This window comes from Streptomyces viridiviolaceus (assembly GCF_014650995.1).
GTDB lineage: Bacteria > Actinomycetota > Actinomycetes > Streptomycetales > Streptomycetaceae > Streptomyces > Streptomyces viridiviolaceus.
In genome coordinates, this window is record NZ_BMWA01000010.1 from 42241 (window position 1) to 67468 (window position 25228).

Below are 25228 nucleotides of genomic sequence, written 5' to 3' on the forward strand. Positions count from 1 at the left end.
GCACTGCGGTCGGCCGGGAGGTGGTCGGTGGTCGGGGTCCGCGCTGTGGTGCGTGTCCGGTTGTCGGGGCCGGGCTGTGTGACCGGCACTGCGGTCGGCCGGGAGGTGGTCGGTGGTCGGGGTCCGCGCTGTGGTGCGTGTCCGGTTGTCGGGGCCGGGCTGTGCGACCCGCCTCGCCGCCGGCCGCGAGACCGTCGGTGGCCGGAATTGCCACTGTGCCACCTGCCCTGTCCTGCGGCGCGAACAGTCCCCGGGCGGGCGTCCCTAGCCTCCTCGCAACCGCTCCCTTCCCCGAGCCGCCCCGCCCCTCCACCCACCTGGAGTCCGCATGGCGTCCTCCGCAGGCCACGACGACCACGCTCTCGCCCGCGTCCCCGAGGCGGCCCGCTTCCACTGGTTCTCGGTCGTCACGGGCCGGGCCACCGTCAGCCGCGAGGCCGTGGAACGTGCCGTCGCGCTCGGCTGGCGGCTGGAGGACTGGCACGTCGGCCTGCACGTCCGCTGCGACACCCCGGCCGCCGCCGACCAGCCGGACACCGTCGGCACCCAGGCGGGCGCCGCCCTCGCCCGCCACGGTGTCGCCGTCCAGGTCGTCGCCGAGCGCGACGGCGGCTGGGCCCTGTGGACCAGCAGCGTCCGCCAGCCCGCCCCCGAGGAGGCCCGGCTGCTGCTGCGCGAGGTCCGCAGGGCGCTCGCCGGAACTGCCCGGCCGATGGCGGCCGGTGGCCGGCATCGGCCGGCCGCACCAGGGCCCGGGCGGGCTCGCGGACACCCTCACCGAGGCCCGCAACGCCGCGCGGGTCGCGGCAGCCCGCGAGTTCCGGCCGGCCGTGGAACACACCGACGAACTCGGCGTCAGCCGGCTGCTGGCAACCTGGCAGCAGTCCGACATCACCCGCGCCTTCGCGGAGACGGCGCTCGCCCCGCTGCGCGACGCCGACCACGCCCACCTCCTGACCGCCCTCCGGGCCTTCCTGGAGAACGGCGGGTCGTCCGCGGCCACGGCACGCGCCCTGGGCCTGCACCGCAACACCGTCGCCGCCCGGCTCCGGCAGGTGCGGGACCGGCCCGGCGTGGACCTGGACGACCCGGGCCACCGGCTCGCCCTGCAGATGGCCTGCCGCGCGGTGCAGCCGCCGGGCCGTTAGGACTCGGCGTGCGCCGGACGGCGCTCACGCCCCCCGGGATGCCGGTGCCGCCAGATCCAGAACACCGCGCACGACAGCAGGGCCCACCCGCCCAGCACCAGGAACGGGAACGCGTGCTGGTGCCCCTGGAAGTACACCGCCGTGTGCTGCGCGTTGACCGAGGCGCCGGGCGGCAGCCACTTCCCGATCTCGCCCAACGGGGACGGCAGCAGCGGCCAGGACACCGCGCCGCCGGACGAGGGGTTGCCCAGCAGGACCATCAGCCCCCACGTCGGCAGCATCGCCCAGCGCCCGAACAGGGTGTTGAACATGGTGAACACCATGCCGCTGGTGAACAGGGTGAGCGCCAGGATCATCCACGACTCCACGAACGGCAGGTCGACCGCGCCCAGCAGCCAGTCCACGGTCGCGGCGATGGCGAACCCGCCGAGCAACGCGTAGGCGAGGGTGAAGAGGATGCGCTCGAAGGGCGTCAGGGACCGTGCGTGCACGCTGAGCTGGATCGCCCCGACGAAGCCGATGATGACGGCGGCCAGCGAGATGTAGAAGATCGCCAGTCCGCGCGGGTCGCCCTCCTGCAGCGGATTGATGTCCCGGACGGTGACCTCGACGCCTGTCTTCCTCCCCACGGCCGGCGCCGTGTCGGCCAGCACCTCCGCGACCGAGGCCCCCGAGGCGCCCGACACGTCGAGGACCGCGGTCCGCCCGTTGTCGCGGATCTCGAAGATCGCGAAGACCTCCTGGTCCTCCACCGCCTGACGGGCCTCGGCGGTGCTGTCGTACGCGTGCACCTTCACGGACGCGTTCAGCGCCTCCTCCAGACCGTCCAGGAAGGCCCGCCCGCGGGTCTGCTCGTACGAGCCGACCACGGCCGTGGGGATCGAGTGCGGCGTCGGGTTGGCCATGGAGTAGGTGTACGAGCCGGCGAAGAGACCGGCCGCGGCCGCCAGGATGAGCACCAGCACGACGGCCGGCCAGAACGGTGACTGGCGGAACTCGGACCACCGCTGTCCGGGTGTCGGCGGCTGGGCGTGTGCACCATGGGACGTGTCGGCCATGGTCAGGACGTTTCCACAAACGGGGTGAAAGGGCATCAAGAGCGCCGTCACCCGTGGGAGCGACGAGGGCGACGGCCACCGGGCCCGGACGGAGGGGTTCCCGTCCGGGCCCGGAGCGCCGCCGTCGGCCGCACGACGCGTTCAGACGCGCACCAGCGGCGTGTCCACGAGGTGCTCCGCCAGGAACCAGGCCTGCAGTTCATTGGTGCGTACGACCTCGGACACCAGGAGGTCGTTGGTCCCGTCGTCCCCCATCTCCTGGGTGCGGGCCGCGGCGTCGTGGCACTCGGTCAGGATCAGCTCGTGCGCCTCCAGCAGCCGCGAGAGCATCGCCGGCACCTCCTCCACGCCGTCCGGAGGGCGCGGCACGGAGGTGATCTCCGCGACGTGCCGGGGGTCGCCGACCGCGACGCCGCCGAGCGTCTGCACGCGCTCGGCGATGGTGTCGACGAGTTCGAGCTGCTCTCCCGCGTGCTTGTCGAGCAGCAGGTGCAGTTGGTAGAACGTCGCCCCGCGCATGAGCCAGTGGTACTTCTTGTACAGGTCGTGCAGGATGCGGGTGTCCGCCAGGACCTTGTTCAGTCGCTGGCTGGAGTAGAGGCGGGTCTCCATGGTCAGCGCCACGGGGAACTGCTTGACCGTGCCGAACTCCTGGATGACCCGGCCTCGCTGATGCAGCCAGGGCTGGCTGCCGTCAGAGCTGTGGTCCGCGGCCGACGGCTTCGGGGTGTTCACGCCTGAACTCCTTCCGGAGGGAGCTGAAGGGTGTGCGCCGGCGCGGTGCGACCGGCTCCGGTCCCCCTGCGACAGTCGACCAGCCGGGTGCCCGCCCCGCAAACGCTGGGACCCGTGCCGGGTCCCCTCCCCGGGCCCGTGCGGGGGGTTGTCCGGATCGCCGCTCCCCACCTAGGCTCTCCCGGAGAGCAAGCGCTTTCTACGGCTGTGTCCGAGGAGAACCGCATGTCCCCACGTACCGCCCGCCGCCGCGTCGCCGTGGTCGGCACCGGAGCCGTGGTCACCGGCAGCCACCTGCCCGCCCTCGGCGCCCACGCCGACCGGGTCGAGCTGGTCGCCGCCGTGGACGTGGACCGGACCCGGCTCGACGCCTTCCGGGAGAGCGCGGGCGGCCGGGTCGCCGGATACCCGTCGCTCGGCGCGATGCTGGACGCCGAACGCCCCGACCTGGTCCTCATCGGCACGCCGCCGTCCCTGCACCGGGAGCAGGTGGTGGCCGCGCTCAAGGCGGGCGCCTGGGTGCTGTGCGAGAAGCCGCTGTGTCTCTCCCTCGCCGAGTACGACGACATCGCGGCGGCCGAGGAGGCCTCGGGGGCGTACGCCTCCGTGGTCCTCCAGCACCGGTACGGCTCCGGCGCGGCGCACGCCCGTGAGCTGATCGCGAGCGGTGAGCTGGGCGCCCCGCTCGTCGCCCACTGCCAGACCACCTGGCACCGCGACGCCGCCTACTACGCCGTCCCGTGGCGCGGACGCTGGGCCTCCGAGGGCGGCGGGCCGACCATGGGCCACGGCATCCACCAGTACGACCTGCTGCTGCACCTGCTCGGCCCCTGGGCGGAGATCCGGGCCATGGCGTCGCGCCTGGTCCGCGACACCGAGAGCGAGGACGTCTCCACGGCTCTGGTGCGGTTCGCGAACGGCGCCCTGGCCACCGTCGTCAACAGCGTCCTCTCCCCGGACGAGGTGAGCCGCGTCCGCGTCGACTGCGCCGACGCCACGGTCGAACTCACCCACCTGTACGGGCACCGCAACGACGACTGGACCTACACCCCTGCCCCGCACGTAGCCCCCGGGCGTGCGGCCGCCTGGCGCAACCCGGCGGCGGACGTGCCCAGCTCACACGAGGCGCAGCTCGGCGCCCTCCTCGACGCCTGGGACGCCGGCGTCGGGCCGCCCGGCAGCGGCGGCCAGGCCCGCGCCACCCTGGAGTTCGCCGCCGCCCTCTACAAGGCGGCGTTCACCGGGCGGCCGGTGCTCGCCGGCGAGATCGGCCCCGGCGACCCCTTCTACCGGGCCATGCACGGAGACCACCCCGGCTGGGCACCCGGGGAGCGCGCATGAGCACCCTCGGCGTCAGCCACGCCCACGGCGACCACATCGCCGTCACCGCCGCGAACGGCGTCGAGATCCTCCGCTACGTCTACCGTCCCGACCCCGTGGCGTTCGAGTCCCGCAAGCCGTACGCCCATCCCGTGCGCACGCTCGCCGGGAACGCTGTGACCGGCTACCGCCCGAACGACCACCGCTGGCACAAGGGCCTGCAGATGACGGCGAGTCATCTGTCCGGCCAGAACTTCTGGGGCGGCAACAGCTACGTCCACGGCGAGGGCTACCTGCCCCTGCCCGAGCGGATCGGCTCGATGCGGCACGACGGTTTTGCCGGGTTCGCGGTCGAGGACGACCGGCTCGCCGTCACCGAACGCCTCACCTGGGTCGAGAACGGCGGTGCCGAGTGGGCCCGCGAGGAGCGCGGGCTGACCGTCCACTCGGTCGACGAAAGCGCCGGCGCCTGGTCCCTGGACTGGTCGATCCGCCTCACCAACACCCGTGCCGAGCCACTGGTGTTCGGCTCGCCGACCGCCGCCGGCCGCGAGCTGGCCGGTTACACCGGCCTGCAGTGGCGCGGCGCCCGGGACTTCACCGGCGGTACCGTCTTCGCCCCGGGCACCGACGCCGAAGCCGCGGAACTGATGGGCACCCGGAGCCCGTGGCTCGCCTTCACCACCGAGCACGACGAGACCGACGACCACTCCACGCTCGTCTTCGCGCACGCGCCCGAGAACCTGGACGAGAAGACCGCGATCCACCCCTCGCACTGGTTCGTGCGATCCGAACCCATCCCGTCGTTGGCGTTCTCCTGGGCGTTCTTCGAGGAGTTCGAGCTGCCGCCCGGGGAATCCTTCGCGTACCGCTACCGGATGGTGGTCGCCGACGGCGCCTGGGACCGCGACCGGGTCGGCGCGTACCTGGAGGGGCTGCCGTGCTGAACGACCCCCTGCCCGGCGCCGTCGGCCTGTCCCGTGTCGGTGCCTACGACTGGGAGGCCGCCGACGGCGTGCGCGGTGGCAGCCCGCACCTGCACCTGGTGTGCACCGAGGCTTACGTCGTCACCGGCGGACGCGGCGCGGTGCAGACGCCGAGCCCGGACGGCTACCGGGACATCCCTCTGGAACCCGGCTCCGTGGCGTGGTTCACGCCCGGCACCGTGCACCGCATGGTGCAGGGCGGCGACCTGCGCGTCACGTGCTGATGCAGAACGGCGGACCGCCCGAGGCCGGGGACTCCGTCTTCACCTTCCCGCCCGAGGTGCTCGCCGGCCCCGAGGCGTACGCCGCCGCGGCGACGCTGCCACCGGGCACCGGCCCGGAGACGGGGACGGCGGCCCGGCGCCGCAGGGATCTCGCCGTCGAGGGCTACCTGACGCTGCGCGATGCCCTGGTCGCCGGCGACGGCGGCCCGTACCGGCGGTTCCAGCGGGCCGCCGCCCGCCTGGTGCGCGACCGGGTGCCCGACTGGCGTGCGCTGTGGCGGGCGGGTGCGACCGCCGCGGCCGAGCGCACCGGCGCCCAGCTCGACGCGCCGGCGGACGGCGACCCGGCCCACCTCGGCGAGGCGACCGCCCATCGGGCGGCGCCCGTGCGGCTCGGCGGCTACGGCATGTGCGGGCGTCGCGACGAGTACGCGTTGCCGGGAACGGCGCTGCCGGATAACGGGGATTGACGTACGTTCACGTCGCGGCTCTGTTCAAATCCGGGGATTTCACGGGGCGTTGGGGTGACAGAGGTGTGAAGGACCTGTCGAGGTGCGCATCATCTTGACATGAACCTGCGGCCCGAGGGGCGGGTCGCAGCCTCATGGAGGTGTGGGATGCACCGAAGACTCGCCACAGGTCTTGCCGCCTCGGCGCTCGCCGTGACCACCGTCGTCGCCACCGCGGCGACGGCCGACGCCGCTCCTGCCGACAAGCCGCAGGTGCTCGCGAGCTGGACCCAGACCAGCGTCTCCAGCTACAACGCCTGGGCTGCCGCCCGGGCGAACCAGTCCGCCTGGTCGGCCTACGGTTTCGACTGGTCCACCGACTACTGCTCCACGTCGCCGGACAACCCCTTCGGTTTCCCCTTCAGCACCTCCTGTGCGCGGCACGACTTCGGCTACCGCAACTACAAGGCCGCGGGCACCTTCAGCGCCAACAAGTCCCGCCTCGACAGCGCCTTCTACGAGGACCTCAAGCGCGTCTGCGCCGGCTACAGCGGCGGCACGAAGACCGCGTGCAACAGCACGGCGTGGACGTACTACCAGGCCGTCAGGGCCTTCGGCTGACCTGCCCGCTCCCGGAGTACGGGTGTCGGCTGTTGCTCGCGCGAGCGGCAGCCGATACGGCAGCCGGCGTTCCGGCGCCCTGGAGCTGCTGCCCGGGAGGCCGTGGCCCGGTCGGGCTCCGAGGAGGGCCGGCCGTGCGTCACGACGGCAGCGAGGGCGCCGCCGAGTACGCCGTCCGGAAATCCGGCGAGGAGGCGGCCGCAGCCGCCGTCAGCGCCACGGCGGCGCCGGCGATGCCGACGACGGCGCCCGCGGCCACGTCGCCGGGGTAGTGCACGCCGGTGTGGACACGGGAGTAGCCGACGGCGCCCGCCAGCACGCCGAGCGGTACGGCCGCCGCCGGCAGGACGACACCGACGGCGGTGGCGAAGGCGACCGCCGAGGCCGTGTGGCCGGAGGGGAACGACGCCGACGTGGGCATGGGCACATGCCGGTCCACGGTCACGCGGGCCGCCTCCCGGTCGGGCCGGGACCTGCGCACCAGCCGTTTGCCGAGCAGGTTCGCGCAGGCCGACGCCACGGCCACCGCACCGACCCCGACGACTGCGGCCCTGCGCGGTCGCGCCCCGCCCAGGGCGAGGGCGGTGGCGATCCCGAGCCAGATCTTCGAGTGGTCGGCCGCGTGGGACAGCCGGCGCAGGGCCCGGTCCAGCGTGGGCGTGGGCGTGGCGGCCACCGCCGCGTACAGGGCGCCGTCCACCGCACGCAGATCACCGAGCACGGCCGCGGGCGCCCGCCGACGGGGGCGTACGGGCCCGGCGGCCGGGGTGAGCGGGCCGGTGGTGTCCCCGTCGGCGTTGGTCGGTTCGGTCATGGGCTCCCTCTCCGCGGGCGGTGCCGGCCGGGCGAGGCCGACGTGCGTGGGCGACGCGGCGTCGCTCCCGTCGCCCGGCCGGTCCGTGCGGTCCCGTGCCGGGCCGCTCCCGTCCGTCTTGTGTCCCGTCGCCGAACCAGCGTCGTCCGTGTCGGGCCGTGCGGCGCCCTGGCAGGGCCCGTCCGGGGGACCGCGCGAATCCCGTGCGGGGCGCCACCGAGCGCCTCCCGCGTGCGTTGCTCGGCTCGGCACGCCGAGCGCGGATGCTCGCACGGGCCGCCGGGGACGGCACCTGGCCGCCGGGCTCGCGGGTGCACGCGTGTCGCCGGGTCGGCCGCCGCGTGCTGGGGTCGGTGTGCCGGTGGTTCGGCCGGTCGTGCGTCGGTGAACCGCGCGGGTCTGCGGGGCGGGTCGGCCGTGCGCCGGTCTGCCTGGGCCGGACGGATCGGTCGGCCGTGTGCCGGGGTCTGCGCGGGCCCGGTCGGACGGCGTGATTCACCGCTCGATGCCGGTGCGCCGCACGGCGTCCGTCCGAGACGGACGCCGTGCGGCGGTGACGGGGACGCCGGAGGCGTCAGGCGGCGGCCTTGAAGCCCCGCAGGCGCAGGGAGTTGCCGACGACGAAGACCGAGGAGAAGGCCATGGCCGCTCCGGCGATCATCGGGTTGAGCAGTCCGGCCGCGGCGAGCGGGAGTGCGGCGACGTTGTAGGCGAAGGCCCAGAACAGGTTGGACTTGATGGTGCCCAGTGTCTTGCGGGCCAGCCGGATGGCGTCGGCGGCGGCGCGCAGGTCGCCGCGGACGAGGGTGAGGTCGCCGGCCTCGATGGCGGCGTCGGTGCCGGTGCCCATGGCCAGTCCCAGGTCGGCCTGGGCGAGCGCCGCGGCGTCGTTGACGCCGTCGCCGACCATGGCCACCGAGCGGCCCTCGCCCTGCAGCCGCTTGACGACGTCGACCTTGTCCTGCGGCAGCACCTCGGCGATGACGTGCTCGGGGTCGATGCCGACCTCACGGGCGACGGACTCGGCCACGGCCCGGTTGTCCCCGGTGAGCAGGACCGGCGTCAGGCCGAGGGCGCGCAGTCGGGCGATCGCCTCCGGGCTGGTGTCCTTCACCGCGTCGGCCACCTCCAGCACCGCCCGCGCCGCACCGTCCCAGGCGACCGCGATCGCGGTGCGGCCCGCCGTCTCCGCCTCGGACTTGGCCCGGGCCAGGTCCGCCGGAAGCGCCATGGCCCACTCGGCGAGCAGCTGCTCCCGGCCGACGAGGACGGCGTGTCCGTCGACGACGCCCTGTACGCCGAGCCCGGGGACGTTCGCGAAGTCCTCGGGGGCGGGCAGCGAACCCAGCTTCGCCGTCGCTCCGTCGGCGACGGCGCGTGCGATCGGGTGCTCGGAGGAGTGCTCCAGCGCGCCCGCGAGGCGCAGCACCTCGGACTCGTCGACCCCGTCGGCGGTGTGCACGGCGAGCAGGGTCATGCGTCCGGTGGTGACCGTGCCGGTCTTGTCGAGGACGACGGTGTCGGCCTTGCGGGTGGACTCCAGGACCTCGGGTCCCTTGATGAGGATGCCGATCTGGGCGCCGCGCCCGGTGCCGACCATCAGCGCGGTCGGCGTGGCCAGGCCCAGGGCGCAGGGGCAGGCGATGATCAGGACCGCGACGGCGGCGGTGAACGCGGCGGTCGGTCCGGCTCCGTTGCCGATCCAGAAGCCGAGGGTGGCCAGGGCCAGGGCGATGACGACGGGGACGAAGACGCCGGAGATGCGGTCGGCGAGCCGCTGGGCGGCGGCCTTGCCGTTCTGCGCGTCCTCGACCAGCTTCGCCATCCGCGCGAGCTGGGTGTCGGCGCCGACCCGGGTGGCCTCGACCACCAGCCGGCCGCCCGCGTTCAGGGTCGCCCCGGTGACGCCGTCGCCCACGCCGACCTCGACGGGCACGGACTCGCCGGTGAGCATGGAGGCGTCCACCGCGGAGGAGCCCTCCACGATCGTGCCGTCCGTGGCGATCTTCTCGCCGGGCCGCACGAGGAAGCGGTCTCCGACGGCCAGGTCGGCGACGGGTACGGTCTGTTCGCTCCCGTCGGGGCGCAGCACGGTGACGTCCTTGGCGCCCAGTTCGAGCAGGGCCTTCAGCGCGGCGCCGGCCTTGCGCTTGGAGCGCGCCTCGAAGTAGCGGCCGGCCAGGATGAAGGCGGTCACGCCGGCGGCGGCCTCCAGGTAGATGTTCCCGGCACCGTCACTGCGGGCGATGGTCAGCTCGAAGGGGTGCGTCATGCCCGGCGTGCCCGCGGTGCCGAGGAACAGCGCCCACAGCGACCACAGGAACGCCGCCGAGGTACCGACCGAGATCAGCGTGTCCATGGTGGCCGCGCCGTGCCGGGCGTTGGTGAAGGCGGCCCTGTGGAAGGGCCACGCGGCGTAGGTGACGACGGGCGCGGCCAGGGTCAGCGACAGCCACTGCCAGTACTCGAACTGCAGCGCCGGCACCATCGCCATCGCGATGACGGGGACGGCCAGCGCGACGGCGGTGACCAGCCGCTGTCTGAGCGGCCGCAGTTCGTCGGCCTCTTCGGCGGCTTCCGTGCCGGCGGCGGGCTCGGACCGTACCGGCTCGGGCTCGCGCGCCGTGTATCCGGTCGCCTCGACCGTGGCGATCAGCTCCGGTACGGACACGTCACCGCTGTAGTGGACCTTGGCCTTCTCCGTCGCGTAGTTGACGGTGGCGGTGACCCCGTCCATCCGGTTGAGCTTCTTCTCGATGCGGGCGGCGCACGAGGCGCAGGTCATTCCGCCGATGGCGAGCTCTATCTCGGCCGGGGCACCGGTCGTACTGGTGGTCATGGCTGCTCCTGATACGGGGTCGTCGGCCGGGGCCCGGCGGGCGGGCCCCGGCGTGTGCGGGGGAGAGCGGGGGGTCAGACGCGGCCGGTCAGCTCGTAGCCGGCCTCGTCGACGACCTCGGCGATCGCCGCGTCGTCCGGTTCGCCGGTGCCGGTGACGGTGACCCGTCCGGTTTCGAGCTCGACGTCCACACCGGTGACCCCGTCCAGCTCGCCGATGACCCGGGTGAGCGTCGCCCTGCAGTGACCGCAGCTCATCCCGGCGACGGCGTAGGTCGTGCTGACGGCGTTGGCGGTCGAAGCCATGAGTTCCTCCAGAGGACTGCGTCACTGATACGGGGCGGGGGTATGCTTGCCGAGTCATGTATACCCCCATGGGGTACCGAACGCAAGCCTCTCCCGCCCTTGACTGGGTACCCCCCAGGGGTATTGTGAAGTGCGTGAAGAGTCCTCGCTCGAGCCTGCGAGGCCCAGAAGTGCACCAACCGAGGAGACGACCGCCATGAACACCGGACTGAGGATCACCGCGTTCGCCGTCGCGCTGGCCGCGACCTTCGGCACGGCCTACGGCGTGGGCAAGGGCGTCGACCCGGTCGTCGCGGACCGCGCTCCCGCGCCCCACGACACGCACGGCGCCGGAACGTCACCCGCCCCCGGGAAGGAGGACGGCCACGAAAGCCCCGAGAGCGCTCCGGCCGGCGGACTGCAGATCTCCCAGAACGGCTACACGCTGGACCTCGCCACCCCGCGCGTCACCGCCGGGCAGCGCACGGAACTGCGCTTCACGGTCCGGGACGCCGGGGGCAAGGCGGTCACCGCCTACCAGCGGGAGCACGGCAAGGAACTGCACCTCATCCTGGCCTCACGCGACCTGGCCACCTACCGCCACCTGCACCCCGTCCGCGCCGCCGACGGCACCTGGAGCACCCACGTCGACCTGCCCCGCGCGGGCGGCTACCGCGTCTTCGCCGACTTCACCCCGGCCGAGCGGGCCGCCGGGAACCTCACCCTCGGCGCGGACCTCGCGGCCTCCGGCCCCTACGAGCCCGCGGACCTGCCGGCACCCGACAGCACCGCCCGTACCGACGGCTACCAGGTCGAACTCGCCGGTTCCCTGCGCCCCGGCAGGGCGAGCGAGCTGAAGCTGAAGGTCTCCCGCGACGGCGAGCCCGTCACCGACCTCCAGCCCTACCTGGGCGCCTACGGACACCTCGTCGCCCTGCGCTCCGGCGACCTCGCCTACCTGCACGTCCACCCGAACGGCGAACCCGGCGACGGCACCACGAAGCCCGGCCCCGAGATCTCCTTCACGACGACGGCTCCCAGCGCCGGCACCTACCGCCTCTTCCTGGACTTCCAGCACGAGGGCGAGGTGCGCACCGCCGCGTTCACGGTCCGCGCCGGAACGGCACCCACCGCACAGGACCCCGCCCCGGCCGACACCGAGGAGCACGGTGACGGTCACGGGCACTGACCGGCCGCAGGGCTAGACCGTCACGACCCGGACCCCCGCGTCCTCGAACCGGCGCACGGTGTCCGGGTCGGCCGCCTCGTCCGTGACCAGCGTGTCCACCGCATCGGCCGCGCAGATCCGGGCGAAGGCCCGCCGGCCCAGCTTGCTGGAGTCCGCCGCCACGACCACCCGCCCGGCGCGCTCGCACAGCAGCCGGTTGATCGCGGCCTCCGCCTCGTCGTGGGCCGCCGCCCCGTGCGCGACGTCGAAGGCGACGACGCCCAGCACCGCCATGTCCACCGTGATCTGGCCCAGCACCCCGTCCGCGAGCGGGCCGATCAGCTCGTACGACTGCGCCCGCGCCACCCCGCCGGTCACCACGATCTTGAACTGCGGCCGGACCGCCAGCTCGTTCGCGATGTTGAGGGCATTGGTCACGACGGTCAGCGCGGGCGTACCGGAGGCCAGGTCGGCGCGCACGGCCAGGGCGCGCGCCACCTCGGTGGTGGTCGTGCCGCCGGTCAGGCCCACCGCCTCGCCGGGTGCCACGAGTGAGGCGACGGCGGTCGCGATGCGCTGCTTCTCGGAGGCGCGCCGGGCCGTCTTGTAGCGCAGCGGCAACTCGTAGGAGACGCCGTGCACGACCGCGCCGCCGCGCGTGCGCACGAGCATCTGCTGTTCCGCGAGCCGGTCGAAGTCGCGGCGGATCGTCGCGGCCGACACCGCCAGCTCGGCGGCGGCCTCCTCGACGTCCAGCCGGCCGCGCTCGACGAGCAGCTCCAGCAGCGCCTTCCAGCGGGCGTCGCGCGACATCCGCACCTCCGTTCCTCGATCCCCCGGCGACCCTAGCGCACCCCGACCTTCCGCTAATTGCTTGATTGTGCTCGAAAGCTCGCTATATCTTGCAGGAACAATCACGCCAGGGAGGGTGCGGCATGACGCATGTCGAGGACGAACTCACCAGCCAGCCCGAGTGCTGGACGCGCGCCGCGGCGGAGGCGGGCCGGCACGGCGGGGCGCTGCCGGCGTCCGGGGAGCGGGTGGCGATCGTCGGCTGCGGCACCTCGTACTTCATGGCCCAGGCGGTGGCCGCCCTGCGCGAGGGCGCGGGCCAGGGCGAGACGGACGCCTTCGCCGCGTCGGAGTTCCCGTACGGCCGCGCGTACGACCGGGTGGTCGCGCTCACCCGCTCCGGCACCACCACCGAAGTGCTGGAACTGCTCGGCAGGGTGAAGGGCCGCGCGCGCACCGTCGCGATCACCGCCGACCCGGACACCCCCGTCATGGCAGCCGCCGACGACGTGGTCGTGCTCGACTTCGCGGACGAGCGGTCCGTCGTGCAGACCCGGTTCGCGACCACCGCGCTGACCCTGCTCCGCGCCCACCTCGGCCTGCACACCGAGGCGGTCGTCGCCGACGCGCGCACCGCACTTGCGGCCGAGCTGCCCGCCGGGCTCGTCGAGTGCACTCAGTTCACCTTCCTCGGCCGGGGCTGGACCGTGGGACTGGCCAACGAGGCCGGGCTGAAGATGCGCGAGGCGTCCCTGTCCTGGACCGAGGCATACCCGGCGATGGAGTACCGACACGGCCCGATCAGCATCACCACCGCCGGCACGGCGACCTGGATGTTCGGCGAGGCGCCCGAGGGGCTGGCCGAACAGGTCCGCCGGACCGGCGGACTGTGGGTGCCCGGGGAACTCGACCCGCTCGCCGAACTGGTCCGCGCCCAGCGGCTCGCCGTCGCCGTCGCGGCCGCCCGGGGCCTCGACGCGGACCGGCCCCGCCACCTCACCCGCTCGGTGATCCTCGCCCCCTGACACCCGGGAAGGGAAGACCGTGCCCCTCGTCACCACCGGCGAACTCGCCACCCGCGCCGCAGCCGGGCGCGCGGCCGTCGCCGCCTTCAACGTCATCACGCTCGAACACATCGAGGCCGTCGTGGCCGGAGCCGAGTCGGTGCGCTCGCCCGTCGTCCTCCAGGTCAGCGAGAACGCGGTGAAGTTCCGCTACGGCCGGCTGCTGCCGCTCGCCCGCGCCGCGGTCGCCGCCGCCGAACGCTCCACCGTGCCCGTCGCCCTGCACCTCGACCATGTCCAGAGCGACAGCCTGCTGCGCCAGGCCCCGGACGCCGGGTTCAGCTCGGTGATGTACGACGCGTCCCGGCTGCCGTACGCGGAGAACCTGGCCGCGACCCGGGCCGCCGCCGACTGGGCGCACGCCCAGGGGCTGTGGATCGAGGCCGAGTTGGGAGAGGTGGGCGGCAAGAACGGTGAGCCGCCGCTCGACGCCCACGCCCCCGGCGCCCGCACCGACCCCGCCGAGGCCCGCGCCTTCGTCGCCGACTCCGGCGTCGACGCCCTGGCCGTCGCCGTCGGCAGCAGCCACGCCATGACCACCCGGACCGCCGCCCTCGACCACGACCTCCTGAAGGAACTGTCCGGCGCCCTGAACGTGCCGCTCGTCCTGCACGGCTCCTCCGGGGTCCCCGACGACGAACTCGCCGCGGCGGTCGCGGGCGGCATCGCCAAGGTCAACGTCGGCACCGCGCTCAACATCGCCATGACCGGCGCGATCAGGGAGTACCTCGCGCTCCACCCGGAGGCGGTCGACTCGCGCGGCTACCTCACCGTCGGCAGGGAGGCCATGGTGCGGGCGGTGGCGGGCATCATCGGGGTGGTCGGCCAGACTACTTCCTGACGGCCCTCAGCACCACGAACTTCCGGTCGCCGGCGACCAGATGGCTGTTGCCGAAAACCCGGCGCAGCTTCACGTGGTAGCCGAGGTGCCGGTTGCCGACCACCCACAGCTCACCGCCCGGCCGCAGCACGCGCCGGGCACCGGTGAACATCCGCCACGCCGTGGCGTCGGTGGTCGCCTGGTGGGAGTGGAAGGGCGGGTTGTTGAGGACCAGCTCGACGCTGCCGTCCGGCACCCCGGACAGCCCGTCGCCGACCCGGAACTCCGCGTGCCCCGGCACCCCGTTCGCCTTGTACGTCGCCTCCGCCGAGGCCACGGCCTGGAACGACTCGTCGGTGAACAGCACCTCGGCCCCGGGGTCGGCCAGCGCCACCGCCGTACCGACGATGCCGTTGCCGCAGCCCAGGTCCACCACCCGCCGGGCGCCGGCGGCCGGCAGGTGCCCGAGGAAGAACCGGGTGCCGATGTCGAGCCGGTCGGCGCAGAAGACACCGGCGTGGTTGACGACGGTGCGGCCCGAGACGGGACCGATGTCGTCGGGCAGCCGGTAGCTGAGCGGCCAGGGGTTGGCGGGCCGCTCCAGCGCGGGGTCCGGCGTGCAGAGGATGAGCCGGGCCTTCTTCTCGGCGAGCGAGGTGCGCGTCGGGCCCAGGATCCGCTCGAACAGGGCCAGCGTCGAGGTGTGGATCTCCTTGACCATGCCGGTACCGACGACGACCGTGCCCTCGTGCACCGACGGCGCCAGCCGCAGGAGCTGGTCCTCCAGCAGGGCCAGGCTCTTCGGCACCCGCACCAGCAGCACGTCGATCCGGTCCGGGGGCGTGTCCTGGGTGGTGAGCAGCCGGACCGTCCCGGACTCCACACCGTGGCGCCGCAGATTGGCGCGTGTCGCCTCCTGCGCGAGGTGGGAGTCGGTGATCTGCACCGGCCGGTGCGCCGCCAGCGCCGTGACCAGCGCTCCCCAGCGGTCCCCGACGACCACGACCGTGCCGGACAGGGACACGTCCTGGTCCGCGAGGTGCCGGAGCAGGTACTCGTCGGAGGCGTCCCAGGCACGCAGCCTCTCGCGCGGATCCTCGGGGAAGCGGGCCGGCGCGAGCTCGCCCCACGGAGTCGTCATACGGTCGTTCATCGTGCGTCCAGGCTAGCCGAGCCCCAGCTCAGGCCGTGTCGTGCAGGATGGAGGCATGGACGCCGAGCTGTTCCCCAGGGCCCGCAGCGAGGTCGCGCCCGGCGCGGTGCACGTACCGGACTGGCTGGACGCCGGGCACCAGCGCGAGCTGCTCGACGCCTGCCGGGACTGGGCCCGCCCCCCGGCCGGCCTGCGCACGGTCCGCACCCCCGGCGGCGGCACGATGACCGCCCGCCAGGTCTGCCTCGGCCGGCACTGGTACCCGTACGGCTACGCCCGCACGGTCGTCGACGGCGACGGCGCCCCGGTGAAGCCCTTCCCGGACTGGCTCGGCGAACTGGGCCGCCGCGCGGTGACCGACGCGCTGGGCGCAGAGGCGGCGGCGGAGGCGGCGTACGACATCGCACTGATCAACTTCTACGACGCCGACGCACGCATGGGCATGCACCGCGACGCCGACGAGAAGGCGGACGCGCCGGTGGTGTCCCTGAGCCTCGGCGACACCTGCGTCTTCCGCTTCGGCAACACCGAGACCCGGGCCCGCCCCTACACCGACGTCGAGCTGCGCAGCGGCGACCTGTTCGTCTTCGGCGGCCCGTCCCGGCTCGCCCACCACGGGGTGCCCCGCGTGCACGCGGGCACGGCACCGCCCGAGTTGGGGATGACCGGCAGGCTGAACATCACGCTCCGGGTCAGCGGACTCTAGGCTCCCGCCGGATCGGGATCATGGGAGACTCGCCCTCATGAGCGGCAAGGCGGACCCCCGGACGGCGGGGGATGGGACCACCTCGAGGACGCGGCTGGACCGGGGGCGCGGCGCGCTCGGGCCCGCGTTGGAGCTCGTGCACACCGGACGCGCGCCCACCCGGGCCGTCCTCACCGCCGAGCTGGGCGTGACCCGGGCCACGGCGGGCGCCGTCGCCGCCGAACTGGAGGCGCTCGGTCTGATCCGGGTGGACGCCCGGCCCGGTGCGGCCGCCGGTTCGCAGGGCCGGCCCTCGCACCGCCTGGCGGTCGCCGAGAACGGTCCCGTCGCCCTCGCCGCCCAGGTCCACGCCGACGGGTTCCGGGCCGCACTGGTCGGCCTCGGCGGCCGGATCGTCGCCACCGCGCCCGGCTGCGAGGTCGTCGACGCCGATCCGGCGAAGGTGCTCGGCTCCGTCGTCGAGGCCGGCGCCGAGCTGCTGAGGCAGACCGGACGGCGCTGCGTCGGCGCGGGCCTCGCCGTGCCGTCCGCAGTCGCCGAGCCGGACGGCCTGGCCCTGAACCCCCTGCACCTGGCCTGGCCCGCGGGCGCGCCCGTGCGGCGGATCTTCGCCGAGCAGGTGCGCGCCGCCGGACTCGACGGACCCGCGTTCGCGGCGAACGACGTGAACCTCGCCGCCCTCGCCGAGCACCGGCACGGAGCCGGACGCGGCGCCCGCGACCTCCTCTGCGTCGCCACCGGCCACCGGGGCGTCGGCGGCGCGCTCGTGCTGGACGGCCGCCTGCACACGGGCAGTTCCGGTCTCGCCCTGGAGGTCGGCCACCTCACCGTCAACCCCGAGGGGCGCCCCTGCCACTGCGGCAGCCGCGGCTGCCTGGACGTGGAGGCCGACCCGCTGGCCTTCCTCACGGCGGCCGGACGGGAGCCCGGCCCCGAGGTGTCCCTGCTCCAGCAGTCCATCGACCTGATCCGCGGCCACTACGACGATCCCGCCGTGCGCACCGCGACCGAGGCCCTCATCGACCGCCTCGGCCTCGGTCTCGCCGGCCTGGTGAACATCCTCAACCCCGACCGCATCATCCTCGGCGGACTGCACCGCGCCCTCCTCGACGCCGACCCCGGGCGCCTGCGCGCGGTCGTCGCCGACCGCAGTCTGTGGGGCCAGAGCGGCGGCGTCCCCATCCTCCCGTGCACCCTGGACCACAACAGTCTGGTCGGCGCGGCCGAACTGGCCTGGCAGCCGGTCCTGGACGACCCGCTGGGGGCGCTCGTCTAGGACACGTACTGGGCGAGGCCGTGGCCGAGCGACCAGTCGGCGTCGGTGTTCTCCGTCAGGGTGACGAAGACGTTCCGCGGCTCCGTGCCGGCGTACGCCTGGGCGAGTTCGGCGATGCGCCGGTACAGCGCCCGCTTCCGCGAAGACGCCCGTCCCGACCGCAGCGTGATCGCCACGAACACGATGCCCTCGTCCCGGTGCACGCCGAGATGGTCGTCGTAGCGCAACGCGCTGCCGTCGCCGTCGTGACCGGTCAGGACCTGGAACCGGTCGTCGGGCGGGATGCCGAGCGTTTCCACCAGGGCCTCGTGGACGGCACGGCCGAGCGCGTCGAGGCGTGCGGCGTCGGTTCCCTGTACGTCGATGCGGACGAACGGCATGGTGGGAGTCTCCCGTCTGGCAGGGGGTTCGGGGCGGCGGTGCTCAGCGCCAGTCGACGGCGAACGCCCGGGCCGGGTTCACCGTGAGGATGCGCCGTACCAGGTCGTCGCCGACGGCGAGCGCGAGCCGCGGGCCCACCCGGCGCAGCAGGTACGGCATTCCGGGCCCCGAGTCCACGGAGCGCGCGGCGGCCGTCGTGGTGTCGCCGCCCAGCAGTATCCGGTCGCCGTGACCGGCCTCGGCCAGGGCCCGCACGGCGTCGGGCATCCGCCAGTCGGTGGCGTGGTTCGCCCGGGACGGCCCGTCGAAGGCCAGGTAGCAGCCCGACGCGGCGGCCTGCCGGTGCACCACGAGGTCGGGGGAGCGGTTGAGGTGGCCGAGGATCACCCGGTGCGGCGGCACGCCCGACTCGCCGCACAGCACATCCAGTACGTCCAGGGCGCCGGTCCCCAGCTCCAGATGGACGGCGACGGGCGCCCCGGTCGCGTGGTGGGCCTCGGCCGCGGCCGCCATGGTCCAGCGGGCGTGCGCGTCCAGCGCGTGGAAGCCTCCCGCCACCTTGACGAGTCCGGCGCGGACGCCCGAGGCGCCGATGCCGTCGGTCAGTTCCGCGACGAAGACGTCGGCGAGCCTGCCCCGCAGGGCCGCGAGGGCGCCTTCCGCGTAGTGGACGTCCTGGTGCAGTCCCGTCGCGGCCACCACGTGCACCCCGGTCTCCCGCGACAACGGCGGCAGGTCGGCGGCGCGCCGGCCCAGTCCGTACGGCGTCCACTGCACCACCGCCCCGCCGCCCTGTTCCCGGAACGCGGTCAGTTCGGCCCGTGCCGCCGGCACGCTCACCAGTTCCTGCCCGGGCAGCCGGGGACTGCCGAAGAACAGGTGGTCGTGCGCGTCGCACATGCCCAACCGCCCGGGCGGCACGTCCCCGAGCACCGTGCGGACCGCGCTCACCACTGGCGCCCCCGGGGCAGACGTGCGCGGCCGGGCGCGGACAGGTGCAGCACCTGGAAGACCTCGCCCCCGGCCTTCGGCGCGTCGTGCGCGTGGAGCGAGAAGTGGACCAGCTCCCAGCGGCTCGTGTCCACGGCCGCCGCCGCCAGCACCGCACCGTCCTCGGCCGCCAGCCGCTCGGTCTCCCGCACCGCCTCCGCCGCCGCCTCGGCGGGCGGCACCCCGTCCGGCACCGTCCGGCGCCGCCGCACCGCCACCCGCGCGCGGGAACCGGCGGCGCCGCCCTCCTCGTACGCCAGACCCGTCCACTGCCGGACCGGCGGGCGGCCGAAGTCGTCGGTGGGCCGCTGGAAGGCGCCCGCGAAGAGGAAGGAGTTCATGCCCTCCACGGTGTTCCAGAGATAGAACGGCGCGTACTGGCTGACCGGCGAGCCGTGCACGCCGCGCTCGCGCATCAGGTACGCCTTGAGGCCGAGTCCCGCCCAGTCGTCCAGCAGATGCCCGGTCCGTGCCACCCGGTCGCGGATGACGTCCATCCGGTAGTCGGCGGGCAGGGTGAACTCGTACTGCATCGCATGCATCCGATACCTCCTCAGGCGGCATGGTCCAGGGGACCGGCATGCGTTCCCCCGTCGGTGGTCGTGCCGTCCGCGGCGGCCCCGACGACCGCCGGACGGCTCATGAAGGTGCGTGACCCGGCGCCGTGCCGGTGCCCTGCCCTTGAGCGGTACGGATGTTCCGCGGGGCGAGCAGGGAGAGCAGTCCCCGCACACCCGCGTCGAAGGCGGCGGGCGAGCCGGACGCCCGGGCCAGGACGTAGCCGCCCTGGACGGTCGCGACGACGGCCGCGGCGATCTCCTCGCCGTCCAGTGACGCCGCGAAGGCGCCCTGTTCCTTGCCCTCCTCGACGATTCCGGCGATCCGCTCCCGGAGCCAGTCCAGCGTCTCGTCGACGGGGGCGCGCAGCGCGGCGTCGGCCATGACGTCCGGATCCATCGTCAGCCGTCCGACCGGACAGCCGCGCAGCACGTCGCGCTCGCGCCGCAGATACGCCTCGATGCGCTCGTACGGCGTGCCCGGCCCGCCGAGCACCCCCTCGGCGGTGGCCCGCAGCTCCTCGGCGGTGCGTCGGATCGCGGTCAGCGCGAGGTCGGGCTTGCCCCTGAAGTGGTGGTACATGCTGCCCTGCCCGGCGCCCGCGCGCTCCAGGATCGCCTTCGGGCTGGTGCCGACGTAGCCGCGTTCCCACAACAGCTCGCGGGTGGACTCGATCAGGCGCTCCGAGGTGCTCATGCACGCACTGTACATACTAGTAGTTACAGAAATCCAGGGTGCGAGGAGCAGGGGCAGGCGGCCCTCGTACTCCCCGCGGGGTAGGCACACTGCCGCTGGCCGTACGACGACCCGGACCCCCCTCCGGGGCGACTCTCGGAAGCGGCAGACGGACATCGCGACCGAGGAGTGGAACGACATGCAGACCCTGGCACAGTTCGGCGACGGCGGGCCCGGCCCCTGGATCCTGCTCTTCCCGGTGATCTGGGCGCTGGTGATCGGCGGCGGCGTCACGCTGCTGCGCCGCACTGTGTGGCGCGGGCGTCACGACGCCCGGCGGCCCGTGGTCGAAAACGGCTCACCCATCGCCGTACTCGGCCACCGCTTCGCCTCCGGCGAGATCGACGAGGACGAGTACTGGCGCCGGCTGTCCGTCCTGGACGAGCAGTTCGGCCGCACCGGCAAGGGGGGCGCGGCCTGACCACGACGACCGCCCCCGGGCCGTCGACGCCGTGAAGCGACGGAGGGGCACGCCCCGGACGGGGTGGGCGCGGACCTCCCGGCCGGACGCTGCACCGCCACACGCGTCACGCGAGGCTGCGGGCTGCCCGTCCGGACGGGCTGCGGGCCCTCGCCACCGCGTGACCGGCGTGCCCCCCGGGCGCACGCCCGGCCCGCGCTCTCCCACGGTCCGGCGGCCGTTGCCCCGCTCGCCGCCGGGACCCGGCGGCCCCCGGCCGTGGCTCAGTGGCCGTGGGCCCCGGACGCGGCACGAAAGCGGGACCCACGGCGGAGGAGGGTCACCGCCCGGTCAGCCGGCAACGGCCGACCGGGCGGGAGCGGGTTGTGGCGCCGCGAGGCCGACGGTGTGGTCGACCTCGGCGAACGCCGCGGCGGGCACCTCCTCGACCAGGCGCCGCGGCGGGCGAGCGGAGACGGGCGCGGGCGGGGCGGTCGTCGGCAGCGTGAACCAGACGACCTTCCCGGACTCGCCGTCCGGCCGGGCGCCCCAGCTCTCGCTCATGGCGGCCACCATGGCCAGGCCGCGCCCGCAGGTGGCCAGCGGCTCGGCATCGTCCACCACGGGCAGCCGGGGATCGCGGTCGCGCACCGAGACGGTGAGCCGGTCGAGCGTCAGCTCTATCTCCACGGTGCATGTCTTGTCGGGACGGGCATGCAGGTGGACGTTGGTCAACAGCTCCGTCACACCGAGCGCCGCCCGGTCGATCAGGGAATCCAAATGCCAGTAGCGCAACTGCGCAGATACGATTCTGCGGACCTGGCCGATCCGCGACGGCAGGGCTTGGAGCTCCACCGTGCAGTGCCTGCTTGGGTGACTGATCACGGCTGCGACTCCCCGACGTAAGAGGTCCGGAAGAACACGGAGTAGGGATCCAGCGGGCCGGCGCGTCAAGCCGCCGCCTGCTGTCGTGGCCGGCGGGCTGGTTCGCAGCGTTATCGCCGGTAAACCCAGAGTGACGTGAGACCAGAGTGACGCAAGGGGTAGGGCACCGCAAGTCACGGACATCTCAGTGACTGCGCCCCGCCGCCCTGCGCACCGCCTCGATGAAGCGGCGTGCCGCGGGCGGTCCGGACTCGCCCGGCGCGGGGTCCCGCTCGCCGAGCGTCAGCAGGTACCGCTTGCCGTTCAGGTCGGCCAGCGCCCGGTCCCCGGCCGCGAACCAGGGCCGGGAGGCGCGCACCGCCTGCACCGGTGCGCTGTCGATCTCACTGCCGTAACTGGTGAGCAACTCCAGCCTGCCGCCGCTGATCCGGACCTGCCCGGCCCGGGTGAGCGAGCGCAGGCGCTTGCCGATCCGCACCCCCGTGGCCGTGAACTCCGGCTCCGCCATGCCTGCGCCCCCTCGTGCGCGTCGGTGTGCCGAACCGTGCACCGGGCTGGGCCGGTACGGGCTCGACTCGTCCTCCAGCGTGCGCCCGTGGCGGGACCTCGTCCCGCCCGGTGAAGTCTGCCCGCACCCGCCGCGGAGCACCAGTGCGCGGGCCGGTCTTCCCGGCCTGCCCGGAGCACTCGCACCAATGCGCCCCCCACTGCGCCGCGCACGCCGCCCCAGGGCCGCCTTTGAGGCCCTCAAAGGTGTGTTTATGCAGGTGAGAAGCGTGTCGAAGGTGCTTATGATCGGGGTGTCGGCCGCGTGACGCGCCGTCGGCGCGCAGCGTAAGGAGCCCCGTCGTGAGCACCCCCCAGCAGACCCGGACCGGCGCGACCCTCGATGTCGACCACAGCGACGCCGCCTACCGTGCGTGGCTGAAAGAGGCCGTGCGCAAGGTCCAGGCCGACGCCAACCGCTCGGCCGACACCCATCTGCTCCGCTTCCCGCTGCCGGAGAAGTGGGGCATCGACCTGTACCTCAAGGACGAGTCCACCCACCCGACCGGCAGCCTCAAGCACCGCCTCGCCCGCTCGCTCTTCCTCTACGGCCTGTGCAACGGCTGGATCCGGCCGGACCGCCCGGTGATCGAGGCGTCCAGCGGCTCGACGGCGGTCTCCGAGGCGTACTTCGCCAAGCTGATCGGCGTGCCCTTCATCGCCGTGATGCCGCGCACGACGAGCGCCGAGAAGATCCGCCTGATCGAATTCCACGGCGGCCGGTGCCACTTCGTGGACGACTCCCGCCGGATGTACGAGGAGTCCGCCCGCCTCGCGGCCGAGACCGGCGGCCATTACATGGACCAGTTCACCTACGCCGAGCGGGCCACGGACTGGCGCGGCAACAACAACATCGCCGAATCGATCTTCCGTCAGCTGCGGTTGGAACGGTTCCCGGAGCCCGCGTGGATCGTCGCCACGGCCGGCACCGGCGGCACCTCGGCGACCCTCGCGCGCTACGTGCACTACATGCAGTACGACACCCGCGTCTGCGTCGCCGACCCGGAGAACTCCTGTTTCTTCGAGGGCTGGACCACCGGCGATCCGGACGTCACCTGCGACTGCGGCTCCCGGATCGAGGGCATCGGCCGGCCGCGGATGGAACCGAGCTTCCTGCCCGGCGCGATCGACCGCATGATGAAGGTGCCCGACGCGGCCAGCGTCGCCGCCGTACGGGCCCTGGAACGGGTCATCGGCCGCAAGGCGGGCGGCTCGACGGGCACCGGCCTGTGGAGCGCACTGAAGATCGTCGCCGAGATGGTGGCCGAGGGCCGCGAGGGCAGCGTGGTGACCCTGCTGTGCGACCCGGGGGACCGCTACCTCGACAAGTACTACTCGGACGCGTGGCTCGCCGGACAGGGCATGGACATCGAGCCGTACACGGCGGCGATCGAGTCCTTGCTGCACACGGGCGTCTGGCCCGACTGAAACCGGCGCGCGGGGCCTACGGGCGGGTCAGGCGCCGGTCCAGCGAGGTGACCGCGGCCCGGAAGGCCCGCCCCAGGCCCGGACGGGCCCGGTTCAGCACGAAACGGAACGGCGCCGTGCCGTCGGCCGCCCACGTCCACTGCACGCGCGTGCCGGCCCCGGCCGGCGTCAGCCGCCACTCCTCGACCAGCGCCCGCGCGCCCGGCACGTTGGTGACGTCCACGCGATAGGCGTACACCTCGGGCCGACGCGCCGTCAGGATCGTCTCCACGAAGCGCGTGCCGCCCCGCAGCCGGACCTCGCGTCCCGCCCCCTCGCCGATGGGCCGGGCGGACGTCACCGCCGAGAACCACGCGGTCCAGCCCGGCACGTCCTCGGCGAGTGCCCGGAAGACCGGATCCGGGGCCGCGGAGATCTCCCGCGCGAAGACCAGGCGTACGGGCGCGGTCCCGACGAAGCCGAGCCCCACCGGGCGCAGACGGCGAACCATCGGACTCCCCCTTGTGCTGCGGCGGACGCGATCGGCCGACGACCGGCGGCCGGGTGACGCCACCATAGCGGGGGCCGCGTCAGGTGTCAGCGGGGCCCGGTCCGCCACCGTGGTCCGGGCCGGTCACTCGTCGTCGGGCTCGCCCGCCACGACCACCCGCAGATGCTCCGCGATCTCCGCGCGCGCCTCGGCCGGCAGACCGGCGTCCGTCACCAGCGTGTCGACCTGGTCCAGCGCGGCGAACGAACTCAGGCCCACCACCCCCCACTTGGTGTGGTCGGCGACCACCACCACCCGCCGCGCCGAATGCACCAGGCGCCGGTTGGTCTCGGCCTCCGCGAGGTTCGGCGTGGACAGCCCGGCCTCGGTCGATATCCCGTGCACGCCGAGGAAGAGCACGTCGAAGTGGAGCGCCGCGATCGCCTGGTCGGCGACCGGACCCACCAGCGAGTCGGAAGGAGTGCGCACCCCGCCGGTCAGCACCACCGTGGCCGCGCCCTGCCGCACACCCGAGGTGCGCTGCGCCGCGTGGAAGACATCGGCGACCCGCACCGAGTTGGTCACCACCGTCAGGTCCGGCACGTCCACCAGCCGGTGCGCCAGTGCGTACGTCGTCGTACCGCCCGACAGCGCGATCGCGGCACCCGGCGCGACCAGTTCCGCGGCGGCCCGCGCGATCTCCTCCTTCGCGGTGGGCTCCAGGCCCGACTTGGCCTCGAACCCCGGCTCGTGCGTGCTCGCCTCGGCCACCGGAACCGCGCCGCCGTGCACCTTCTCCAGCACACCCTGCCGGGCGAGGGCATCGAGATCGCGGCGGACCGTCATGTCCGACACGCCGAGCTTGCGGGTCAGCTCGTTGACCCGGACACCGCCCCGGCGGCGGACCTCGTCGAGGATCAGGGCCCGCCGCTGCTCCGCGAGGAGGTTCTGATTCTCGCTCACGTACGCTCCGGTCCTTTCGCCGCAAAACCGTCCGACACGCCCGGCGCACCCTCCCCGAGCTCTCGACCCGCTCGACCAGGGGACCCCGCCGACGAGGAGTTCTCCCCGCTCCGGTGCGCGGACGTCCCATCCTCGCACGCCCCACCACGGGCCGCGCCACCGGCTGCCCGACGCGCGCAGGCCACCCGGACCTCACTCGCGCGCCACTCCTCACACGGTTCGGGGAGATTCCGTGCCGTCGGGTGTGCGCGGCCCCGCTCACAGGAGATCCTTGTGCCCGCACGGACACAGCCGACGGCACGTCACGGGGGAGCGCGGACAGTGGAAGAGGCGCAGCGACCGGCAGGGACGCACGGAACCGGCAGCCCCGGGCAGCGGCCCGGCGGCACCGGGACCGCCCTGGAACTCCTGGTCCA

General features: G+C 73.9%; 26 protein-coding genes and 1 pseudogene. 12 read left to right on the plus strand and 15 right to left on the minus strand.

The features are described from left to right. The first annotated feature begins 722 nt into the window (after nucleotides 1-722). Nucleotides 723-1148 (plus strand): PucR family transcriptional regulator, encoded by a 426-nt coding sequence (locus tag IE260_RS15810; protein WP_189872221.1) that lies wholly within the window; start codon nucleotides 723-725, stop codon nucleotides 1146-1148. Here the strand turns inward: IE260_RS15810 and IE260_RS15815 are convergent. Next, on the minus strand, nucleotides 1145-2206 hold the full coding sequence (locus tag IE260_RS15815) for an ABC transporter permease (protein WP_189872223.1): 1062 nt from the start codon (nucleotides 2204-2206) through the stop codon (nucleotides 1145-1147). The genes IE260_RS15810 and IE260_RS15815 overlap by 4 nt on opposite strands. Nucleotides 2207-2347: 141 nt before the next feature. Next, nucleotides 2348-2941: a Dps family protein gene (locus IE260_RS15820; RefSeq protein WP_189872225.1), complete on the minus strand. Its 594-nt coding sequence runs from the start codon at nucleotides 2939-2941 to the stop codon at nucleotides 2348-2350. A gap of 225 nt (nucleotides 2942-3166) precedes the next feature. Between IE260_RS15820 and IE260_RS15825 the strand changes: the two genes are divergently transcribed. From IE260_RS15825 to IE260_RS15840, 4 genes and pseudogenes are all read left to right on the plus strand, one after another. Next, entirely contained in the window at nucleotides 3167-4282 is a 1116-nt protein-coding gene (locus IE260_RS15825) for a Gfo/Idh/MocA family protein (protein WP_189872227.1), read from the plus strand. Further along, nucleotides 4279-5208: a DUF6807 domain-containing protein gene (locus IE260_RS15830; protein ID WP_189872229.1), complete on the plus strand. Its 930-nt coding sequence runs from the start codon at nucleotides 4279-4281 to the stop codon at nucleotides 5206-5208. The genes IE260_RS15825 and IE260_RS15830 overlap by 4 nt, the downstream gene beginning before the upstream one ends. An 8-nt stretch (nucleotides 5209-5216) precedes the next feature. Continuing rightward, nucleotides 5217-5941, plus strand: a pseudogene (locus tag IE260_RS15835) (cupin domain-containing protein). Nucleotides 5942-6088: 147 nt separating this feature from the next. After that, nucleotides 6089-6541 carry a phospholipase gene (locus tag IE260_RS15840; protein WP_189872231.1) on the plus strand — a complete coding sequence of 151 codons (453 nt, stop codon included), beginning with the start codon at nucleotides 6089-6091 and terminating at the stop codon, nucleotides 6539-6541. A 139-nt stretch (nucleotides 6542-6680) separates the two neighbouring features. Here IE260_RS15840 and IE260_RS15845 read toward each other — a convergent pair whose 3' ends face one another. From IE260_RS15845 to IE260_RS15855, 3 genes are all read right to left on the minus strand, one after another. Beyond that, the gene (locus IE260_RS15845) at nucleotides 6681-7355 is read right to left on the minus strand and encodes a phosphatase PAP2 family protein (RefSeq protein WP_189872232.1); all 675 of its coding nucleotides are present in this window, start codon (nucleotides 7353-7355) and stop codon (nucleotides 6681-6683) included. 574 nt (nucleotides 7356-7929) lie between these two features. Continuing rightward, the gene (locus IE260_RS15850) at nucleotides 7930-10194 is read right to left on the minus strand and encodes a heavy metal translocating P-type ATPase (RefSeq protein WP_189872233.1); all 2265 of its coding nucleotides are present in this window, start codon (nucleotides 10192-10194) and stop codon (nucleotides 7930-7932) included. Between the two features lie 74 nt (nucleotides 10195-10268). Next, nucleotides 10269-10499, minus strand: a complete 231-nt coding sequence (locus IE260_RS15855) for a heavy-metal-associated domain-containing protein (protein ID WP_189872234.1) — start codon at nucleotides 10497-10499, stop codon at nucleotides 10269-10271. Nucleotides 10500-10695: 196 nt separating this feature from the next. Between IE260_RS15855 and IE260_RS15860 the strand changes: the two genes are divergently transcribed. Continuing rightward, entirely contained in the window at nucleotides 10696-11667 is a 972-nt protein-coding gene (locus IE260_RS15860; RefSeq protein WP_189872235.1) for a DUF8832 domain-containing protein, read from the plus strand. 12 nt (nucleotides 11668-11679) lie between these two features. Here IE260_RS15860 and IE260_RS15865 read toward each other — a convergent pair whose 3' ends face one another. Further along, nucleotides 11680-12459 (minus strand): DeoR/GlpR family DNA-binding transcription regulator, encoded by a 780-nt coding sequence (locus IE260_RS15865; RefSeq protein WP_189872236.1) that lies wholly within the window; start codon nucleotides 12457-12459, stop codon nucleotides 11680-11682. A 122-nt stretch (nucleotides 12460-12581) separates the two neighbouring features. On the opposite strand from IE260_RS15865, the gene IE260_RS15870 reads away from it, so the two are divergent. After that, the gene (locus IE260_RS15870; RefSeq protein WP_189872238.1) at nucleotides 12582-13463 is read left to right on the plus strand and encodes an SIS domain-containing protein; all 882 of its coding nucleotides are present in this window, start codon (nucleotides 12582-12584) and stop codon (nucleotides 13461-13463) included. Between the two features lie 19 nt (nucleotides 13464-13482). After that, on the plus strand, nucleotides 13483-14343 hold the full coding sequence (locus tag IE260_RS15875; protein WP_189872239.1) for a class II fructose-bisphosphate aldolase: 861 nt from the start codon (nucleotides 13483-13485) through the stop codon (nucleotides 14341-14343). Here the strand turns inward: IE260_RS15875 and IE260_RS15880 are convergent. Continuing rightward, nucleotides 14333-15463 carry a methyltransferase gene (locus IE260_RS15880; protein WP_189872242.1) on the minus strand — a complete coding sequence of 377 codons (1131 nt, stop codon included), beginning with the start codon at nucleotides 15461-15463 and terminating at the stop codon, nucleotides 14333-14335. The two genes, IE260_RS15875 and IE260_RS15880, sit on opposite strands and share 11 nt — an antisense overlap. Before the next feature lie 67 nt (nucleotides 15464-15530). On the opposite strand from IE260_RS15880, the gene IE260_RS15885 reads away from it, so the two are divergent. Beyond that, nucleotides 15531-16181: an alpha-ketoglutarate-dependent dioxygenase AlkB family protein gene (locus tag IE260_RS15885; protein WP_189872245.1), complete on the plus strand. Its 651-nt coding sequence runs from the start codon at nucleotides 15531-15533 to the stop codon at nucleotides 16179-16181. A 37-nt stretch (nucleotides 16182-16218) separates the two neighbouring features. Beyond that, nucleotides 16219-17457 (plus strand): ROK family protein, encoded by a 1239-nt coding sequence (locus tag IE260_RS15890; RefSeq protein ID WP_189872246.1) that lies wholly within the window; start codon nucleotides 16219-16221, stop codon nucleotides 17455-17457. Here the strand turns inward: IE260_RS15890 and IE260_RS15895 are convergent. The 4 genes from IE260_RS15895 to IE260_RS15910 form a co-directional block, all read right to left on the minus strand. Further along, a complete protein-coding gene (locus IE260_RS15895) occupies nucleotides 17454-17837 on the minus strand; it encodes a tautomerase family protein (protein WP_189872247.1) in 384 nt (127 codons plus the stop codon). The genes IE260_RS15890 and IE260_RS15895 overlap by 4 nt on opposite strands. A gap of 43 nt (nucleotides 17838-17880) precedes the next feature. Further along, nucleotides 17881-18789, minus strand: coding sequence for a phosphotriesterase family protein (locus tag IE260_RS15900; protein ID WP_229880786.1), 909 nt, complete (start codon nucleotides 18787-18789; stop codon nucleotides 17881-17883). Beyond that, nucleotides 18786-19370: a DUF4865 family protein gene (locus IE260_RS15905; RefSeq protein WP_189872249.1), complete on the minus strand. Its 585-nt coding sequence runs from the start codon at nucleotides 19368-19370 to the stop codon at nucleotides 18786-18788. Before IE260_RS15905 ends, IE260_RS15900 begins: the two co-directional genes overlap by 4 nt. A gap of 97 nt (nucleotides 19371-19467) precedes the next feature. Then, nucleotides 19468-20097, minus strand: coding sequence for a TetR/AcrR family transcriptional regulator (locus tag IE260_RS15910; RefSeq protein WP_189872251.1), 630 nt, complete (start codon nucleotides 20095-20097; stop codon nucleotides 19468-19470). 163 nt (nucleotides 20098-20260) lie between these two features. On the opposite strand from IE260_RS15910, the gene IE260_RS15915 reads away from it, so the two are divergent. Further along, nucleotides 20261-20542 (plus strand): SHOCT domain-containing protein, encoded by a 282-nt coding sequence (locus IE260_RS15915; RefSeq protein WP_189872252.1) that lies wholly within the window; start codon nucleotides 20261-20263, stop codon nucleotides 20540-20542. A 330-nt stretch (nucleotides 20543-20872) separates the two neighbouring features. On the opposite strand, the gene IE260_RS15920 is transcribed toward IE260_RS15915, so the two are convergent. Then, nucleotides 20873-21406: an ATP-binding protein gene (locus tag IE260_RS15920; RefSeq protein ID WP_189872254.1), complete on the minus strand. Its 534-nt coding sequence runs from the start codon at nucleotides 21404-21406 to the stop codon at nucleotides 20873-20875. A gap of 184 nt (nucleotides 21407-21590) precedes the next feature. Then, on the minus strand, nucleotides 21591-21914 hold the full coding sequence (locus IE260_RS15925) for a hypothetical protein (RefSeq protein ID WP_189872257.1): 324 nt from the start codon (nucleotides 21912-21914) through the stop codon (nucleotides 21591-21593). Between the two features lie 341 nt (nucleotides 21915-22255). Between IE260_RS15925 and cds1 the strand changes: the two genes are divergently transcribed. Next, nucleotides 22256-23380, plus strand: a complete 1125-nt coding sequence (cds1, locus tag IE260_RS15930; RefSeq protein WP_189872260.1) for an L-cysteine desulfhydrase Cds1 — start codon at nucleotides 22256-22258, stop codon at nucleotides 23378-23380. Nucleotides 23381-23396: 16 nt separating this feature from the next. Here the strand turns inward: cds1 and IE260_RS15935 are convergent, their stop codons facing one another. Both IE260_RS15935 and IE260_RS15940 read right to left on the minus strand, forming a co-directional pair. Beyond that, nucleotides 23397-23870: an SRPBCC family protein gene (locus tag IE260_RS15935; protein ID WP_189872263.1), complete on the minus strand. Its 474-nt coding sequence runs from the start codon at nucleotides 23868-23870 to the stop codon at nucleotides 23397-23399. A 123-nt stretch (nucleotides 23871-23993) separates the two neighbouring features. After that, the gene (locus tag IE260_RS15940; RefSeq protein ID WP_189872266.1) at nucleotides 23994-24812 is read right to left on the minus strand and encodes a DeoR/GlpR family DNA-binding transcription regulator; all 819 of its coding nucleotides are present in this window, start codon (nucleotides 24810-24812) and stop codon (nucleotides 23994-23996) included. Nucleotides 24813-25228 lie beyond the last annotated feature (416 nt).